Annotated in this window: 11 protein-coding genes and 5 pseudogenes; 9 read left to right on the plus strand and 7 right to left on the minus strand. The window is 57.7% G+C overall.

Annotation, left to right across the window (positions count from 1 at the left end):
• Nucleotides 1-7 precede the first annotated feature (7 nt).
• Nucleotides 8-1,230 (minus strand): annotated as a pseudogene (gene uxuA / locus AC0L7U_RS20215) (mannonate dehydratase).
• A gap of 107 nt (nucleotides 1,231-1,337) precedes the next feature.
• On the opposite strand from uxuA, the gene AC0L7U_RS20220 reads away from it, so the two are divergent.
• From AC0L7U_RS20220 to AC0L7U_RS20240, 5 genes and pseudogenes are all read left to right on the plus strand, one after another.
• Nucleotides 1,338-2,042, plus strand: coding sequence for a GntR family transcriptional regulator (locus AC0L7U_RS20220; protein WP_473696349.1), 705 nt, complete (start codon nucleotides 1,338-1,340; stop codon nucleotides 2,040-2,042).
• 81 nt (nucleotides 2,043-2,123) lie between these two features.
• Nucleotides 2,124-3,172 (plus strand): annotated as a pseudogene (locus AC0L7U_RS20225) (L-idonate 5-dehydrogenase).
• A gap of 324 nt (nucleotides 3,173-3,496) precedes the next feature.
• A complete protein-coding gene (locus tag AC0L7U_RS20230) occupies nucleotides 3,497-4,246 on the plus strand; it encodes a TRAP transporter substrate-binding protein (protein WP_473696351.1) in 750 nt (249 codons plus the stop codon).
• A complete protein-coding gene (locus tag AC0L7U_RS20235; protein ID WP_473696353.1) occupies nucleotides 4,137-4,445 on the plus strand; it encodes a hypothetical protein in 309 nt (102 codons plus the stop codon). The genes AC0L7U_RS20230 and AC0L7U_RS20235 overlap by 110 nt, the downstream gene beginning before the upstream one ends.
• 156 nt (nucleotides 4,446-4,601) lie before the next feature.
• Nucleotides 4,602-5,962, plus strand: a pseudogene (locus AC0L7U_RS20240) (NAD(P)/FAD-dependent oxidoreductase).
• Between the two features lie 67 nt (nucleotides 5,963-6,029).
• On the opposite strand, the gene AC0L7U_RS20245 reads toward AC0L7U_RS20240, so the two are convergent.
• The 6 genes from AC0L7U_RS20245 to AC0L7U_RS20270 all read right to left on the minus strand — a co-directional run bounded on the left by AC0L7U_RS20245 (nucleotide 6,030) and on the right by AC0L7U_RS20270 (nucleotide 11,617).
• Nucleotides 6,030-7,142 carry an ABC transporter ATP-binding protein gene (locus tag AC0L7U_RS20245; RefSeq protein WP_473696355.1) on the minus strand — a complete coding sequence of 371 codons (1,113 nt, stop codon included), beginning with the start codon at nucleotides 7,140-7,142 and terminating at the stop codon, nucleotides 6,030-6,032.
• A 79-nt stretch (nucleotides 7,143-7,221) separates the two neighbouring features.
• Nucleotides 7,222-7,581 (minus strand): hypothetical protein, encoded by a 360-nt coding sequence (locus AC0L7U_RS20250; RefSeq protein WP_473696357.1) that lies wholly within the window; start codon nucleotides 7,579-7,581, stop codon nucleotides 7,222-7,224.
• A 147-nt stretch (nucleotides 7,582-7,728) separates the two neighbouring features.
• On the minus strand, nucleotides 7,729-8,379 hold the full coding sequence (locus AC0L7U_RS20255; RefSeq protein ID WP_473696359.1) for a Gfo/Idh/MocA family protein: 651 nt from the start codon (nucleotides 8,377-8,379) through the stop codon (nucleotides 7,729-7,731).
• A 98-nt stretch (nucleotides 8,380-8,477) separates the two neighbouring features.
• Entirely contained in the window at nucleotides 8,478-9,314 is an 837-nt protein-coding gene (locus tag AC0L7U_RS20260; RefSeq protein ID WP_473696361.1) for a carbohydrate ABC transporter permease, read from the minus strand.
• Nucleotides 9,315-9,318: 4 nt separating this feature from the next.
• On the minus strand, nucleotides 9,319-10,206 hold the full coding sequence (locus AC0L7U_RS20265) for a carbohydrate ABC transporter permease (protein WP_473696363.1): 888 nt from the start codon (nucleotides 10,204-10,206) through the stop codon (nucleotides 9,319-9,321).
• A 61-nt stretch (nucleotides 10,207-10,267) separates the two neighbouring features.
• Nucleotides 10,268-11,617, minus strand: coding sequence for an ABC transporter substrate-binding protein (locus AC0L7U_RS20270; protein ID WP_473696364.1), 1,350 nt, complete (start codon nucleotides 11,615-11,617; stop codon nucleotides 10,268-10,270).
• 251 nt (nucleotides 11,618-11,868) lie between these two features.
• On the opposite strand from AC0L7U_RS20270, the gene AC0L7U_RS20275 reads away from it, so the two are divergent.
• The 4 genes and pseudogenes from AC0L7U_RS20275 to AC0L7U_RS20290 form a co-directional block, all read left to right on the plus strand.
• Nucleotides 11,869-12,486: a GNAT family N-acetyltransferase gene (locus AC0L7U_RS20275; protein WP_473696366.1), complete on the plus strand. Its 618-nt coding sequence runs from the start codon at nucleotides 11,869-11,871 to the stop codon at nucleotides 12,484-12,486.
• Between the two features lie 533 nt (nucleotides 12,487-13,019).
• Nucleotides 13,020-13,490: pseudogene (locus tag AC0L7U_RS20280) on the plus strand (ROK family protein); the annotation flags it as partial.
• A gap of 17 nt (nucleotides 13,491-13,507) precedes the next feature.
• Nucleotides 13,508-14,050 (plus strand): ROK family protein, encoded by a 543-nt coding sequence (locus tag AC0L7U_RS20285; RefSeq protein WP_473696529.1) that lies wholly within the window; start codon nucleotides 13,508-13,510, stop codon nucleotides 14,048-14,050.
• Nucleotides 14,047-15,689: pseudogene (locus AC0L7U_RS20290) on the plus strand (amylo-alpha-1,6-glucosidase); the annotation flags it as partial. The gene AC0L7U_RS20285 and the pseudogene AC0L7U_RS20290, both read left to right, overlap by 4 nt.
• Nucleotides 15,690-15,758 lie beyond the last annotated feature (69 nt).

The following is a 15,758-nucleotide window of genomic DNA, read 5'->3' on the forward strand; positions in this document are numbered from 1 at the left end:
GGCTTGATCAGCGCGGCTCGGTGACCATTGGCGGATGGCTCAGAGCCAGTTCAATCCCGCGCAGTTCAGCCAGACCCTTCAGGCGCCCAATGGCGGGATACCCCGGCTGGGCATGACGTGTCAGATCGTCCAGAATGTCCTGACCGTGATCGGGGCGCATCGGGATCTTCCAATCAGCGCGCCCTTCTGCTTTGCGGCGAGCTTCCTCGCGCAGAACTTCCGCCACCAGCGCGACCATGTCCGTGTCACCGCCCAGATGTTCGGCTTCATGGAAAGAGCCAATGTCGGCCGGTGTTTCGCGGGTCACATTGCGCAGATGCAGGAAGTGGATCTTTGACCCCAGACGACGCATCATTCCCGGCAGATCATTGTCGGGACGTGCCCCCAGAGAGCCGGAACACAGCGTGATGCCGTTGGCGGGCGAATCGACCGCTTCCATGATCGCCCGGTAATCGGCTTCCGTCGACATGACGCGTGGCAGGCCCAGCAGCGAAAAGGGCGGGTCATCGGGGTGACAGCACAAACGCATACCCAGCTCTTCTGCCACAGGCACCACTTCCTTCAGGAAGTCGATGAAATGCTTGCGCAGTTGATCGGCTGAAATCGCGTCGTATTCGGCCAGATGGCGGCGAACGTCGCTCAGTTCCATCGTGTCGGCAGCGCCCGGAAGCCCAAAGACGATGTTGCGCGTGATGGCGACACAATGATCGTCGTCCCATTCGGCAAACCGGCGGGCGGCCTCATCCGCAATCTCTGCGGGCACAGTGTCCAAGGCGCCATCGCGCTTCAGAATATGCGCGTCAAAGGCGACGAAGTCCGGATAATCAAAGCGCATACAGGTGCCGCCATGATCCAGCCGCCAGTGCCAGGTCCGTGCGGGTCCAGTCAAGCACCGGCATGAAGTTGTAGCAGACAACTTCAATTCCAGCGGCTGCCAGATTGCGCAGGCTGTCCTTGTAGGTCTCGATGTGGGCGCGCCAGTCGCCGCTCTGCTTTTTGATGTCTTCCGACACCGGCAGGCTTTCCACCACTTCCCAGGCAAGACCAGAAGCCCGGCCATCCGAGAATTGGCCGATTTCTTTTTGACGCTTGGCAATCTCTTCCGGGGTCCATAGAGTTCCGGGGCCGAGATGATGCAAGGCGCTGACCACGCCCTGCACTCCTGCCTGGCTGCATATCTTCAATTGAAACAAGGTCCTTTGGACCGAACCAGCGCCACGTGTGTCGCATGTTTCCTCCCAGTATCGATTCACAGCTCTGCTGTTTGTCGAATTCTTTTATCAGTAGTTTTCAAAGTTGACTAGTATGGTAGATTGGTTTTAAGTCAACATCATTCAATGAGCGAGACAGACATGGAATCTGCGATCCAGCCCAAGTGGAGTATCGATGTTGCCGAGCCGGTGGGTCCGCAGCTCAAGCGCATTTTGCGCGAGCGCATCGTGCGCGCCGACTTACAACCGGGCTCCAATCTGTCGGAAGCCGAGATCGCGCGCGTCTATTCGATCAGCCGTCAGCCGGTACGCGAAGCGTTTATCAAGCTGGCCGAAGCCGGTCTGGTGGAGATCCGCCCCCAGCGTGGCACGTTTGTGCGCAAGATCTCCGTTGCTGCCGTGCGCGATGCCCGCTTTATCCGTGAGGCTGTCGAGGCCGACCTGATCCGCGACCTTGGTGACAAGATTGATGCCGAGGTCATTCGTGACTTGCGCGATCTGATCACCCGTCAGGAGCAGGAAACCAAGAATGACTGGTTGGGATTTCTTGAACTTGATGAGCAGTTTCACCGGCGCTTGGCCGTGGCGGCAGGAAAGCGCGGCGTCTGGTCGGTGATGGAAGATCTGAAGGCGCAGATGGACCGGGTGCGGTTCCTGTCCAAGATGCGGTTTCCGATTGAAACGCTGATTGATCAGCATCGGCAGATTGTCGATGCACTGGAAGCCATGAAGTCAGGCGAGGCGGAAGCCGCCATGCGCACCCATTTGCGTGGTGTGTTGATTGACTTGCCGAAAATTCAGGACGCTGTGCCGCATTATTTCGAAGACTGACTGGGTCGTTGGTGCGTCCCCCGCGCTGGCCTCTTCAATGCCTGCAGTCTCCTGCCCTGCCTAACAAGGATTTTTATTGCCATGAAAACTCGTGTCTGCCGTCTGCATGCGCCGCATGATCTGCGTATCGAAACCGAAGACGTCGCCATGCCGGGTCCGGGCCAGGTTCGGGTGCGCATTGGAGCCGGGGGCATTTGTGGATCCGACCTGCATTATTTTCATGAGGGGGCTTTGGCCCCGTGCGGCTGCGCGAGCCGATCATTCTGGGACATGAAATTGCGGGTACGGTGGAAGCCATCGGTGAAGGGGTCAGTGCAGTTGCGCTTGGTGACCGTGTCGGCGTCAACCCAAGCAACCCTTGCGGCCACTGTGCCTTTTGTGAGGCTGGCGATCATCAGCATTGCCTCAACATGCGGTTTTATGGCTCGGCCATGCGCTTTCCGCATGAGCAGGGCGGCTTCCGCGACCTGCTTGTGACGAGCGAGGCGCAGTGCTACAGAATTCAGGCGCATGTGTCGCTTGAGGAGGCCGCCTGCGCCGAACCTCTGGCGGTGTGTCTTCATGCCCGCTCACATTCGCCCTCGCTTGAAGGCAAGCGTGTTCTGGTCACGGGGGCCGGACCTATCGGTGCCTTGTGCACGGCCATTGCCAAACGGGACGGGGCCAGCGAGATTGTCGTCACCGACTTGCAGGATGCGACGTTGGCTGTCGCGGCCCAAATGGGCGCGACAAAGACCATCAATGTCGCCACGGAGGCGGAAAAACTCGCTCCTTACGGCGAAAATAAAGGTCAATTTGACGTTGTTTTCGAATGTTCTGCTGCCGTTCCCGCCATCCGCAGCGCCCTTGAAACCCTGCGTCCGCATGGCACTCTGGTGCAGGTTGGTGTGGCTGGTGACACAGCACTTCCCCTCAATATGATTGTGGCAAAAGAGATCGTTTTTGCGGGAAGCCATCGCTTCGATGCGGAATATGGTGATGCCATTGAGGCGCTTAACACCGGCACGATCGACGTCAAGCCTATGATTACAGGACGTTATTCGATCGATCAGGCGGTTCAGGCCTTTGAAGAGGCCAGTGACCGGTCCAAGGCCGTAAAGGTTCACGTGCTGTTTGGCGACGCGGCCTGACCTGATCTGACAGAGCGTTTGCGGGGACACCTTGCAACGAGAGATTTGCACGCAACGGCGGCCCTTGGGTCGCCGTTTTTGCAGGTTTTTGCGGAAGGAATGCTCTAAGTAATGCCCCGAAAATGTCTGAGTAAGAAAATTCTGATACTTTGAGGCAAGTGCATCAGAACAATTGTCAGAGATGTCAGGTGTCTGACTCAAGATGGTAGACGGGAAAATCTGGTGCCTCATTGCAGGGAGAACGCAATGTTGTCAGCCGCCAAGCGTGTATTGAGTGTGAGCATCGCGATTTTAAGCTTGTCAATACTGACAGGAGCAAGCGTCATGCCTGTCGTAGCTGCTCAGCCTGAAATGACATTGAAGCTCGGGCATATGGTCCAGGAGAATCATATCTGGCACAAGGCTGCGATTTTCTTCGCGGACGAGGTGCTCGATAATACGGACGGACGCATTCGTGTTGAAGTGTACCCGGATAACAGTCTGGGCCGTGAAATCGACCTGATCACCAGCATGCAGGACGGTTCTATTGACTTCGCACTGGCCGGCGAAAGCCTTCAGAACTGGGCGCCTCTTGCGGCATTGTTGGCTGTTCCCTACGCACTTCCCTCGCTTGAAGATGCGGTGCGCATTTCCGATGGCCCCTTGGGGCGGGCAATCGAGAAAGAGATCCTGGAACGGGCACAGATCCGCCCCCTCACCCATTTTCATCGCGGCCCGCGTGAGTTGACAGCCAACCGGCCCATCCGCACACTTGATGATCTGCGCGGACTTAAACTGCGTGTCCCCAATGTTCCACTGTCGCTGAAAGTCTGGGATGCGCTTGGTGCCCGTACAGCCCCCATGGCCTTTGCCGATGTCTATCAAGCCTTGCAGACCGGCCGTATCGAGGCGCAGGAAAATCCACTCGCGCTGATCAAAAGCGCAAGGTTTGCCGACGTTCAAAAATACATCAACATGACGAACCATGTGCGGTCCTGGATTTACCTTGACGACGTCAGAAACCCTGTGGAACAGGCTGACTGTGGGGGACCGGGAAGCTATTCTCAAGGCCGCACTGGCAACTCGCCAATATGAGCGTTTGTTGTTTGACGAAGATGAGAGACGTCTGATGCAGGATTTAGAAGAGCGGGGCATGATCTTTGTTGAGGTCGACCAAGGCAGCGTTCATGAGCAAGGCGCGCCAAGCCGTTTTGGACAATGTTCGTCCAGAGATACGGCCCCATGTCGAAGCATTGTTCCTGTTAAAATGATCTGTCTTGGATGGGAGGGCTGATTAAGGCAATCAGAACGAGGTGATGCTTCTGTCGACAGTCTGCAGTTTAACTGCAACATGCCTTGAGTTCGTGAGACAAAAATGTTGAGTTGGGCTGTGTTCTTGTCAGAGTTCCAAAGGCTCAGCCGATAGTTCAAGGCGACCTTCAATTTCTCGCTGTGGTTTCTCAAAAGGAATGTTGCTACATGCCAGGATCCAACAGTTGTACCGGTCCGGGGAGATGCAACGCTGCCTGAAAAGGTGGATGTGGTGGTCATCGGCGGCGGCATCATCGGCACGTCGACGGCACTGGAACTTGCGGATCGTGGTATTAGCGTTGCGCTGTGCGACAAGGCTGGGATCGCGCAGGAGCAATCCAGTCGCAACTGGGGCTGGGTGCGCTTGTCGGAGCGCGATCCGCGTGAAATTCCATTGATGATGGAAGCCTTTCGCATTTGGGATGGGCTGGAGCGCCGTATCGGCGCAAACGTTGGTTTCAAGCGCTCTGGCATTCTTTTTTTCTGCAAGGACGAGGAAGAGATTGAGGCCGAGATCCGCTGGAATCGGCTTGTCGAGCCGTATCAGGTCGATTCACGCGTTATCAATCAGCAGCAGCTTGAGCGGATGTACCCGGGCCTCAACCTGGGCGCCAAAGGTGCGCTTTACGCGCCGCATGATGGTCGCGCTGAACCGCAAATAGCAGCCCCTGCCATTGCCGAAGCAGCGCGGGCACGTGGTGCGTCTATTCATACCCATTGCGCTGTGCGCGGTATTCAGACGTCGGGCGGACGCATCAGCGGTGTGGTCACGGAGCATGGCGAAATCGCCTGTTCTTCTGTTGTGCTGGCAGGCGGCGCCTGATCCAATCTGTTTTGTGGCAATTTCGGTATTGATCTGCCGCAGCTTAGTGTCATCAATTCGGTATTGCGAACCAAGCCGGTGACGGGGGGCCGGAGGAAGCCATCTGGACACCGGATTTTGGCCTCCGCAAGCGTTTGGACGGCGGTTATTCCATCGCCTGTGGGTCGGCCAATGACGTGGATATCGTCCCCAATTCATTTCGCTATATGCGGCAATTCATGCCCGCTTTGCGGCAGGACTGGAAGTCGCTGAACCTGCGGGTCGGCAAACGCTTTTTCCATGAATTGCGCCGTCCGCGGCGCTGGAGCATGAATGAGGTATCGCCGTTCGAGCAGGTGCGGGTGAATGATCCGACGCCGAACGAGCGCGATGTGAAGGCGGCGCTTGCTGCTGTGACGAAAATCTTTCCGGTATTTGAGCAGGCAGAGGTTGCCCAGACATGGGGTGGTCGTATCGATGTGACGCCGGACGCCATTCCGGTGATCGATGCCATCGACCAAATTCCGGGGTTTCATATCGCCACCGGCTTCTCCGGCCATGGATTTGGCATCGGGCCGGGCGCAGGCCGTCTCATGGCAGATATTGTCGCGGGCGCGACCCCCGTGGTCGATCCGCATGAGTTCCGCTTTTCACGCTTTACCGATGGTACAAAAGTCAAGCCCGTCAGCGGGATGTGATTTTATGCGCGAGACGGGAGCGCCCTGTTCGGCGCCCCTGTCCTGATCTGGTTTTATGTCGCAGACATCACGCCGGTTCGGGCAGCGCGCTCAGATCCACACGACGGTTGAGAGCAGTGCCATCCTCGCGGAAAATATGGGCTTGTGCACCATGAAACGCGATGGTGCACGGGCGTCCCGGCACGATGGGTTCTGTGCCCGCCACCACGGCACAGATGGAGTGCTCCGTGTGGGTGCGGCCATGAACCACCGTCTGATTGCCAAGCCGTTCCACCACCTCCGGGATCATCGACACTTGCACGTCTGCCGTGCCGACTACGAGATCGTCCGGGCGAATGCCGACGCTGACTGTTTCTCCCAGTTTCACGTCCCCCTCGACCGGGATTGTGACTTCGCCACCGACCGACAGTTCCACACGAACGCCCGCCTCTGAAACACCAAGGCAGGTGCCGTCGAGAAAGTTCATGTTCGGATTGCCGATAAAGCCTGCGACAAACCGGTTGACCGGCTTGTGAAACAACTCCAGCGGTGAGCCAACCTGCTCGATCAGGCCATCGCGCAGCACCACGATGCGCGTGGCCATGGTCATGGCTTCGATCTGATCATGGGTGACATAGATCATGGTGTTGCCGAGCGTGTTGTGCAGGCGTGACAATTCCACACGCATCTCGGAGCGCAAAGCCGCATCCAGGCTCGACAGGGGTTCGTCGAACAGGAAGACCGATGGCTCCCGCACGATGGCGCGGCCGATGGCGACCCGCTGGCGCTGGCCACCGGACAAGGCTCCAGGCTTGTGCTCAAGCCGCTCCGTCAGCTTCAGGATGCCTGCGACCTTGCGAACGCGCGCATCCATATCCTGCTTTGAAAGTTTGGCGACCCGTAATGGAAACGCCATGTTCTCATAGACCGTCATATGCGGGTAAAGCGCATAGGACTGAAACACCATCGCCACCCCGCGCTCCACCGGGGCGACCTCGTTGACGATACGACCGTCAATGGAAATCGTGCCGCCGCTAACATCTTCCAGTCCGGCAATCATGCGCAGCAACGTTGATTTTCCGCAGCCGGACGGACCGACAAAGACGATGAATTCGCCGTCGTGAATGGCAAGGTCCGTCTTGTGGATGATCTCAAGTGCGCCGAAAGATTTGGTGATCCCTGAAAGCTCTAGTTGGCCCATTGTCTTATCCGTCTGTTGCAAGCGGCGGTGTCCGGCACCAGTCCACGCTCGTATCTTGAAAGGAGGCGCTTGCGCGCAATCAGGCGGCTGCCTTGCGTGTCATGGCTGCATCGAACTCTGCCCAGATCTCGGCCAGGCCGACCATGCGCCCTTCGCTGCGGGCCACATCCATGGCGATTGCCGTAAGGCCTGCTTCCAGCGCATCCTTGACGCTCAAGGGAAGATTGGGCAGTCGGCCGTTGATGTGATCGAGAACATCAATCGCCATGGCGGCATCCGCACCATAATGTCCGTCTTCCGTGCCAGACCCCAGATTGTGAATGTCGATAGGGCTTTCGCCTGTGTCTGAGAGGGTGACCTTGAAGGTGTTGCGGATGAAATCGCCTTCGGCCATGCCGTCAATGCCGATGACGGCAAAGCGGCGGAACTGGTCTGGCACGTTCAGGTTCGTGTGGAAGCACAGACTTGCGCCATTGGCGTATTCGACGATGGCGGTTTGATAGTCGATGATGTCGGCCGCACCGGAAAAGGCGTCATTGATCCCCCCCAGCGCGGCAGTTTCACGTCCAGATAGGCCGGGTCTTTGTCAGGGCGGTTTTCCGGCAGATACTTCTTCTTGCCACCAAAGCTTGCCACCCGTGTTGGCCGTGAACCGACAGTGCCCTGAGTAAAGATCAATGTCATGACAGCATTTTTCCAGCATGAAGCCGCCAGACATTTCGGCGCTACGCCGCCAGTCCCGCATGAAGAACGAGCCATGGTAGGGCGCGATATGTTCACTGGCCTCAATCGACATGACCGGCCCGATTTGCCCATCCGCCTGAGCTTTTCGCAAAGCGCGGTAAAGCGGCGAATAGCGCAGCACAAGACCCACGATCAGGCGTTTCATGCCGTCATGACGTGCAATCAGCCGGGCCAGCTCCATCGTTTCTTCAACGGAGACGACCACCGGTTTTTCGGTGAAGATGTAAGGTACATCCGACTGCAGCGCGAGGCGCAGATGATCGAGGTGCATATGATTGGGCGAACCGATCATCAGCAGGTCGAAGTCATGCGCAGCCATCATCTCTGCTGGATCTTCATAATGCGTCGGATTGTCTCCAAGCGCGGCCAGCTCGGGCAAACGTGCCTTGGAGGGATCACAGATAGCTGTGAACTGGATGGAAGGGTCGGCATCCTTGAACTTGGGGGCAAGTGAACTGATCCTGTGCCCGAACCCAATCACTCCGATTTTCATGTCATGACCTCATATATTGACCCGCGAAGGGGGACAGGGTGCGTGCCCCGTCATTCTTGTTTGGTGTGCCGGAGACAAACCGACGGATGTGCTGTCGCTTACTTGGATGCGCCAGCCGTCAGACCTTCGATGAATTTCCTCTGGAAGATCAGATAGACAACGATGATCGGGAAGATGACCAGGACAGCACCTGCCGTCAGCACAGGTGTGTTGACGGTGTAGCGCCCCTGGAAGAACAGCATGCCGATGGGCATGGTGCGGTAGGCGTCGTCGTTCACCAGAATCAGCGGAATGAGGAATTCGTTCCAGGTCCAGATGAACAGAAACAGGCCGAGCGAAGAAATCGCCGGCTTGAGCAGCGGAATGATGACGCGACGCAGGATCATGATCCGTGGGGCGCCGTCCAGCATGGCGGCCTCAAGAATATCCTTTGGCAGTTGCTGCATGGCACTGGCCATGAACAGGGTCGCAAAGGGCACCGACATGGCAATTTGCGGCAGGATCATCGCTGCATAGCTGTTGAGCAGACCGAGGTAGCGCATTTGGTAATACAGCGGAATGATGAAAGCCTCGGTCGGAACCATCATGCCGATGGTCAAAATGGCGAAGGTCAGCCGTTTGAAGGGAAATGTCAGATAGGCAAAGGCGAAGCCGGTCAACAGGCCCAGCAGAACGCTGATCACCACGACTGGCACCACAACAATGATAGAATTCCAGAAGTAGATGCCGAAGTGACCATCAACCCAGGCGCTGACATAGTTTTCCAGATGCAGCGTATTGGGCAGCGCAAAGGCGCCGCGGAACACGTCCTGCTTGCTTTTGACCGAGGTGAGCAGCAGCAATCCGAAGGGGATCACCGTCATCAGCGCGAAGAGCCACATGACAATGCGAAAGGAGATCGCCTTGGTCGCACGGGAACTATAGGTAAGGGACATCAGATCAGGTTCCGTTGGCAGGGCGTACGAAGCGGTGGACCAGATAGTTGACGGCGAAGATCAGGATCGCGCCGATGATGGCGACCGATGCTGCATAGCCGTAACGATTCAACTGGAAACCAAGCTGATACATGTAGATGTTCGGCACGAGCGTGGCGTTGGCAGGCCCGCCGCGCGTCATGGTGAAGATCAGATCGAAGCTCTTGATTGAGGCAATGATCGTCAACAGCAGCACAATGCGGATTTCCGGCAGAAGCAACGGCAGCGTGATACGGCGGAAGACATACAACGGGCTTGCTCCGTCAACGCGCGCGGCTTCGAAGACCGAGGCATCGAGACGTTGCAGACCGGTGAGGAAGATCACCATGCAGAAGCCGAAATAATACCATGTGGCCACAGCGCCCACAGCAGGCAGTGCGAAGTTGAAATCGCCCAGCCATGGCAGCGCCAGCGCGCCCAGACCGATATGCTCCAGGATCTGGTTGATCGGTCCGAAGGCGGGATTGTATAGCCACTGCCAGACAATGCCGAGAACAGCCGACGGCATGATGTAGGGCATGAACAACAGCGTGCGGATCGCCAGTTGTTCCTTGGTCTTGATCGAGGAGACGATGGAGGCCAAACCCATGCCGATGATCAGCGGCACCAGGCAATAGAACAGCATCAACTCGGCGTTGTTTTGAAGCGACTGGAAAAAACGGCTGTCGGAAAACAGCTGGATGTAGTTGCCGAAGCCGACAAGCTTGGGCTTGGTAAGGCCATTCCACTGGGTAAAGCTCAGGACGACCGCCGAGAGGATCGGCAGCAGGACAAAGGCGGCGTAAACGAGCAATCCGGGCAGAATGAAGAGAATGTTCTTGCGGACCGGGCCGTCAAGGACTGAACTTTTCATGGTGTTTCCTCAAGCAATCCGCAGCCGCACAAGACGGCTGCGGAGGCATGCTGGTCAAAGATTACTTGGACTTCTTGCTGGCCATGTAAGAAGAGTAATCCTTGTCGAGAGCGGCGAGGAATGCCTTGGGCTTTTCACGACCTGCCATCAGCAATGGCATATTGTCGTCAAAGGTTTTCAGCATTGTCGGGCTTGCCCAATCCGGATAGTGACCGATGGCATTGTTGGCGTTCAGGCTCTTCCAGAGCTTGACCCCATCGCTGAGCAACGGCGACATCTTGATGTCGGCATCGTCCGGCAGAGTTGTCGAGGGCAGATAGCCTTCCTTCGCCCAGATCGTGGCCGCTTCCGGCGATACCATATAGTCGATGTAGGAGGCCGCCAGGCCTTCTGTCTTCTGGTCCTTGGCAAGCGATGTGATTGCCCACGCCAGATCAACACCACCAACGGACAGCGGATGTTCGATGCCCTTTGGTGCCGGAACAGCCATGAAGTGGACGTTCGGGTTGTCTTTCAGGTCGCCAAAGTACCAGGCGCCAGACACGAGGAACGCGCCTTTGCCGGCAATGAACAACTGGACGGCATCGTCACCGGACATGCCCTGATAGCCTTTGAAGAAGTAGCCTTTTTCAGCCCACTTCTGCAGCAGTTTTGCAGCTTCCAGATGTGCTGGTGTATTCCAGGTGCCGCCGCGACCATAGATCAGGTCGTCGAACTTCTTGCGCTTGGAGGCGTCGATGTGGCTCTGACTGATACCGGCAAACAGGTGCAGTGCCAGATGGTTCTTGGACGTGCCCATGACGATGGGTGTCTTGCCTGCGGCTTTGACCTTGTCGAGAGCCTTGAGGAAATCACCGAAGTTCTTCAGTGGCAGTTTGACGCCTGCATCCTTCAGGATTTTCTCATTGTAGTAGAGGCCAACGATCTCAGCGAGACCGGAAATGCCATAGGTCTTGCCCGTGCCGAAGTCTCCGGACTTGGTCCAGCGATCGCGTGCGAGCACGCCATCTGACTGGCGCTTGTCCCAGTGGTATTTCTCGATGTACTTGTCCACCGGCAGCAACAGGCCTTCCTGTGCCATGGCGCCCATATCGCGCGCACCCTGGTTGACCTTGGTAACTTCCGGCCCGTTACCCGCGGAAACCGCCAGCTTCAGGGTCAGCTGCAGGTCGTTGAAGGCGCGCTGGGTGCGCTGGACTTTGACGTCCGGATGCGCTTTTTCGAAATTCTTGTTGAGTGTCTCCATGACCTTGACCTGGCCCGGATAGGTGTAATCGTCCCATACCGGCAGGTCCGTGGCCGATGCCGATGCGGCAACGGCTGTGGTCGCCACAACGGCCAATGCGGCAAAACCGGCAAATTTGCCAATTCGTCTGGCTAGAGTGTCTTGCAGTCGTCTCTGGTAAACCATTTCTCGCCCTCTTGGATTGTTCGTTGGAAGTGGTGTTGCCGGACCATGTTCGTGCATGATCTCGTTGCTTGTTGTTGGGTCGTGACAGGAGACGTTTCTGCGAAAGTCTGTCCTTGCCACGGTGAAAGAAAGCTCAGGCGGGCCCTTGTTCTCCGGCGTTCAATCGCTCTATAGAGATTCGGGGTTTGAGGCCGCCTTGCCTGTTTGAAGGCGCGCATATCCTGCTCGCTCAAAACACAAGGATGCCATGCATGTCGCTGAATGATAACGATTTTTCCATCCGTCAAGCCACGCAGGATGATACGGATGCGCTGTTTGAAATTTGCCTGAAGACGGCGGACGCCGGAAAGGATGCAACCGCTCTTTTCAGTGATCCGCAGTTGCCCGGTTACATTTGGGCCGTGCCCTATTTGAAGCTGCAACCGCAGTTCGCCTTCGTGTTGGCCGATGCTTCTGACCGGGCGATCGGCTATGTTGTTGCGACCCCTGATACGGCTGCTTTTGCCAAGCGTCTGGAAGCTGAATGGTGGCCGGATGTGCGTGCGAAGGTGGCCGGTCTGACACCGAGCGCGCCGCGCGACGAAATGGCTTTGGCGCGCATTGCGGCCCCGGACCAGCCTGTCGAATGGCTCCAGGCTGATTACCCGGCGCATCTGCATATCAATATTCTGCCGCAAGCCCAGTCGGGCGGGTGGGGCAAGCGGATGATCCAGACGCAGCTTGACGCGCTCAGGGCGCATGGCGTTGTGGGTGTTCATCTGGGTGTCAGCCCCGATAACGAACCGGCCAAGGGCTTCTACAGTCACATCGGCTTCGATGACATCAGCCGTGAAGGCCACGTCACATTTGGAATGATTTTTCAAAAGTGACCTCCCCTGCGATCGGGGTTTCGCCGAAACCCCGATTAGCTCGACCGTCTGAGCGTGAAATTGTGATCGCCCCGACTGTTGAAACAAAATATCCCGCCCCTGTTTGCCATAGTATTTCGCTTTTATTACAAGCGTTTCCCACATCCGCGACGCAGATCTTGCAAATTGACGAAACAACTTTCGAGGGCACAGTCACGCGGGTCGGTCTCTGCTAGGCTTACCTAAGATTACGGATCGTACAAATCCCGATGCTTATTTGTCAAGTAAGCGGACGAATGAGTATTTTCCCCCTTTAAAATTGTGGGTAACACAGCATTGCAACCAACTGTCCGTGCATGGTTGAAAGGGCCGGAAAGCAAGGCCTTTGGGTCCGTCTTGCCAAGTCGGTGTTGGCGCGCGAGGGTTGCTCGGTTGTGCTCCCTACCCTGTTGATGAGGCTCTTTCCCGGTCCCGCGCTCCTATGTGCGGGTTGCAATGCCGGGAGAACTCGGTTTATGTCATTCGTCAATATACCGAACAAATGAGGTTTGACAGTGCCAATCAACGACGCCGGACGTCAGGATGAGCTGCTTGATCCGGACGCAGCACTGGCCGGGTTCAGCCGGCTACAGGTCATTGGCCTTGATCTGGGGGGCACCAAGTTGCATGCAGGGACGGTGGCGTTCAACGGTGATCTTGGGCCGGAAGTGCTGCAACCAACGGAAGCCGCCAGCGAGCAGTCTGCCTTTGCGCAAATCGTGCGCGTCGCGTCCAGCTTGCGCGACAAGCGACCGTGCGCGGTGCTGGCAATCGGGGCGCCGGGGGCGGTTGATCCGGCCAGTGGCGCGTTGGATCTGACGCCCAATATTCCCTTCACGGCGGGTCGCAAACTCGGGCAGGACCTTAGTGCAGAGCTGGGCTTTCCCGTGGTTTTGGAAAATGACGTCAATCTTGCCGCGCTGGCGGAAGCGCGTCTTGGCAATGGTCGCAATCTCGGCCTTGTCTGTTTTTTGTCCTTTGGTACGGGTGTTGGCTCTGAGCGCTGGTTTCCGAGGGAAAAATCTTGCGAGGTGCTCACGGTCGCGCCGGTGAAATCAGTTATCTGCCCATGGCGCAAAATGCGTTTGGCGAAGCGGCAACATCGGCTGCGGGCCAGTTCGAGGATATGGTGGGCACACAAGGCTTGCGCCTGCGCTATGGGCGCGACATGCCGGATGTCCGCACGCTTTTTGGTCGCGCCAATCAAGGTGACGCAGACGCAATTCAGGCGATTTTCGAGACGGCACGGGCCGCCGCGCTTGGGGTGGCCAGTCTGCAATCTCTGCTTGATCCTGACCTCATCGTCATTGGCGGTGGAATTGGCATGCAAGCACGGTTTTATGATGTGCTGCGGGTCGAGACCCAGCGTCTTCTCCCTTTCCCGATAGCGATGGCGCAGGCAGCGCTGGGGGCCTCTGCCGGACTTCTTGGAGCGCTTGTTCTGGCCAGTGACACGGCAGGCCTTGGCGTGCCAGCCTTGACGAAATCCCTTTCATCCCAGACTGCCGAGGCTCCGGCGGTCCCCGCATCTGGAGACGCCGAATGAGCGAGTTCGACACATTGCCCCTGCAACCGCAGTCCGATGGAACCTTGCGGGCGCCCAAGCCGGTGGTTCTGCCGTTTATGGCCCCCAGACTTCAGGGTGATCTTTATCCTGACGGCAAGCTGACCGTGTCGCTATGGGGGGCGGGACATTTGGCAAGCCTTTTTCTTGAGCTGCCGCTTGGCGATATGATCTACGCGCCAAACCAGGCGAGTTGGCATGATGGGGGTCTGTATGTGGCGCAATCGCAACCGGTTCTGCTGATTTGCGGGGCGGCGTTGAAGCGATCCCTGCCCGCGACGCGCGGGGCGTGGTGGACGCCACCGGAGCCGGTCGAAAAAGTCGAGCGCAAAGGAAACCGCCGGACCCTGCGAACCGGTTGGGGCGTGACCCTGATCGACATCAGTGAGGATGGTCTTCGCGTGGCCGTGGGCGAAACCGACGCTGAAGCAAAACGCGCGCTGTCGTTGTCTTGCGCCGAGATCCGCAGCGAGGCCGCAGACTATGTCGCGCGTTGCGACGCCGCACCGGAGGCGGAGCCGCTGATGCGCACGATGATTTCGCAGAGCCTGCATGCCGGATTGTCGAGCATTCGCAAGGATGCCAGCGGAGCTTTTGCCGGGCTTGCCGCCGGACAGTCCTATTCCGCACCGGCCCGCACCTATTACCGGGATGGCTACTGGACGTTGCAAATTCTGCTCGACCGGGAGCCGGATGTGGTGGCCGCGCAGATCGAACTTCTGGCGCGCGGGGTGCAGCCCGATGGTGAGGCCCCGAGCGGCGTGATTCTGACCGGCGACAAGCAGTCGGATCGCTGGGAAAAGTACGGCAGACACATCCCGGGATTGTCATCGAGCATTTGCGCCCCGGCGACTGGTGGTCAGATCATTTCGACAGTCCCTTGTTCTTCGTGCTGACGATCGCCGACTACGTCAAGGCGACGGGCAATCGGGCGCCGTTGCAGCGGCACTGGAAAAGCATCGAGGCGATTTACCGGCGTTATCGGGGATTTGACACGCATGGCAATGGACTGGCTTGCAAGCCGCGCAATGACCGCGACTGGGCTGACAACGTCTACCGCCATGGCTATGTCAGTTACGACATCGGTCTGTGGATCGGAACGCTGGATTTCATCGCCCGCGAAGGCGGTAGCGAGAACGCGGCCCTGGCGGCAGAGGCTGCGGAAACGGCCAAACGCGCCCGGGCCTCCCTCGATGATGAGTTGCTGACCGACGATGGGTATTATGCCGATTATGGTGATCGACGCGACTTCCGCGAAGATCATCTGACACTCGACAGTCTGACATTGCTGCGTTTTCGCGCCGTCACGCCGGAGCGCGCGAAGATCGTATTGAAGCGGGTGCAGGACATGCTTGAAACCCGCAACAACGCCAGACAGCCCTATGGGGACTGGGGCGTCATGTGTGCGTGGCCGCCTTTTTCACGTCATGCCGACACACGTGAAAAGACGGCTTTTGCCTATCGCTATCACAATGGTTCCGACTGGCCGTATCTGACCGGGCTCTATGCCGAGCAACTGGTCGATCATGATGGCGGCGATCCGACCTATGCACTGACTCGCTGGTGGCGAACCTGCCTCGAAAACGGCTGGGCGGGCGCGCTTGAATATTTTGCGCCGCCCTGAGGGCGCGGTTCGTTGTTGCAGGGCTGGTCGGCCATGCCTGCATATGTTTGGCTGTCTCGGCTGCAA

It is taken from the genome of Roseibium sp. 10G30-5 (assembly GCF_055809635.1).

Excerpts from the sequence above, each read along its gene's own strand:
- AC0L7U_RS20220 (WP_473696349.1), top strand. The coding sequence starts at position 1,338 with ATGAGCGAGACAGACATGGAATCTGCGATCCAGCCCAAGTGGAGTATC.
- AC0L7U_RS20230 (WP_473696351.1), top strand. The coding sequence starts at position 3,497 with ATGCCTGTCGTAGCTGCTCAGCCTGAAATGACATTGAAGCTCGGGCAT.
- AC0L7U_RS20235 (WP_473696353.1), top strand. The coding sequence starts at position 4,137 with ATGTGCGGTCCTGGATTTACCTTGACGACGTCAGAAACCCTGTGGAAC.
- AC0L7U_RS20245 (WP_473696355.1), bottom strand. The coding sequence starts at position 7,142 with ATGGGCCAACTAGAGCTTTCAGGGATCACCAAATCTTTCGGCGCACTT.
- AC0L7U_RS20255 (WP_473696359.1), bottom strand. The coding sequence starts at position 8,379 with ATGAAAATCGGAGTGATTGGGTTCGGGCACAGGATCAGTTCACTTGCC.
- AC0L7U_RS20260 (WP_473696361.1), bottom strand. The coding sequence starts at position 9,314 with ATGTCCCTTACCTATAGTTCCCGTGCGACCAAGGCGATCTCCTTTCGC.
- AC0L7U_RS20265 (WP_473696363.1), bottom strand. The coding sequence starts at position 10,206 with ATGAAAAGTTCAGTCCTTGACGGCCCGGTCCGCAAGAACATTCTCTTC.
- AC0L7U_RS20270 (WP_473696364.1), bottom strand. The coding sequence starts at position 11,617 with ATGGTTTACCAGAGACGACTGCAAGACACTCTAGCCAGACGAATTGGC.
- AC0L7U_RS20275 (WP_473696366.1), top strand. The coding sequence starts at position 11,869 with ATGTCGCTGAATGATAACGATTTTTCCATCCGTCAAGCCACGCAGGAT.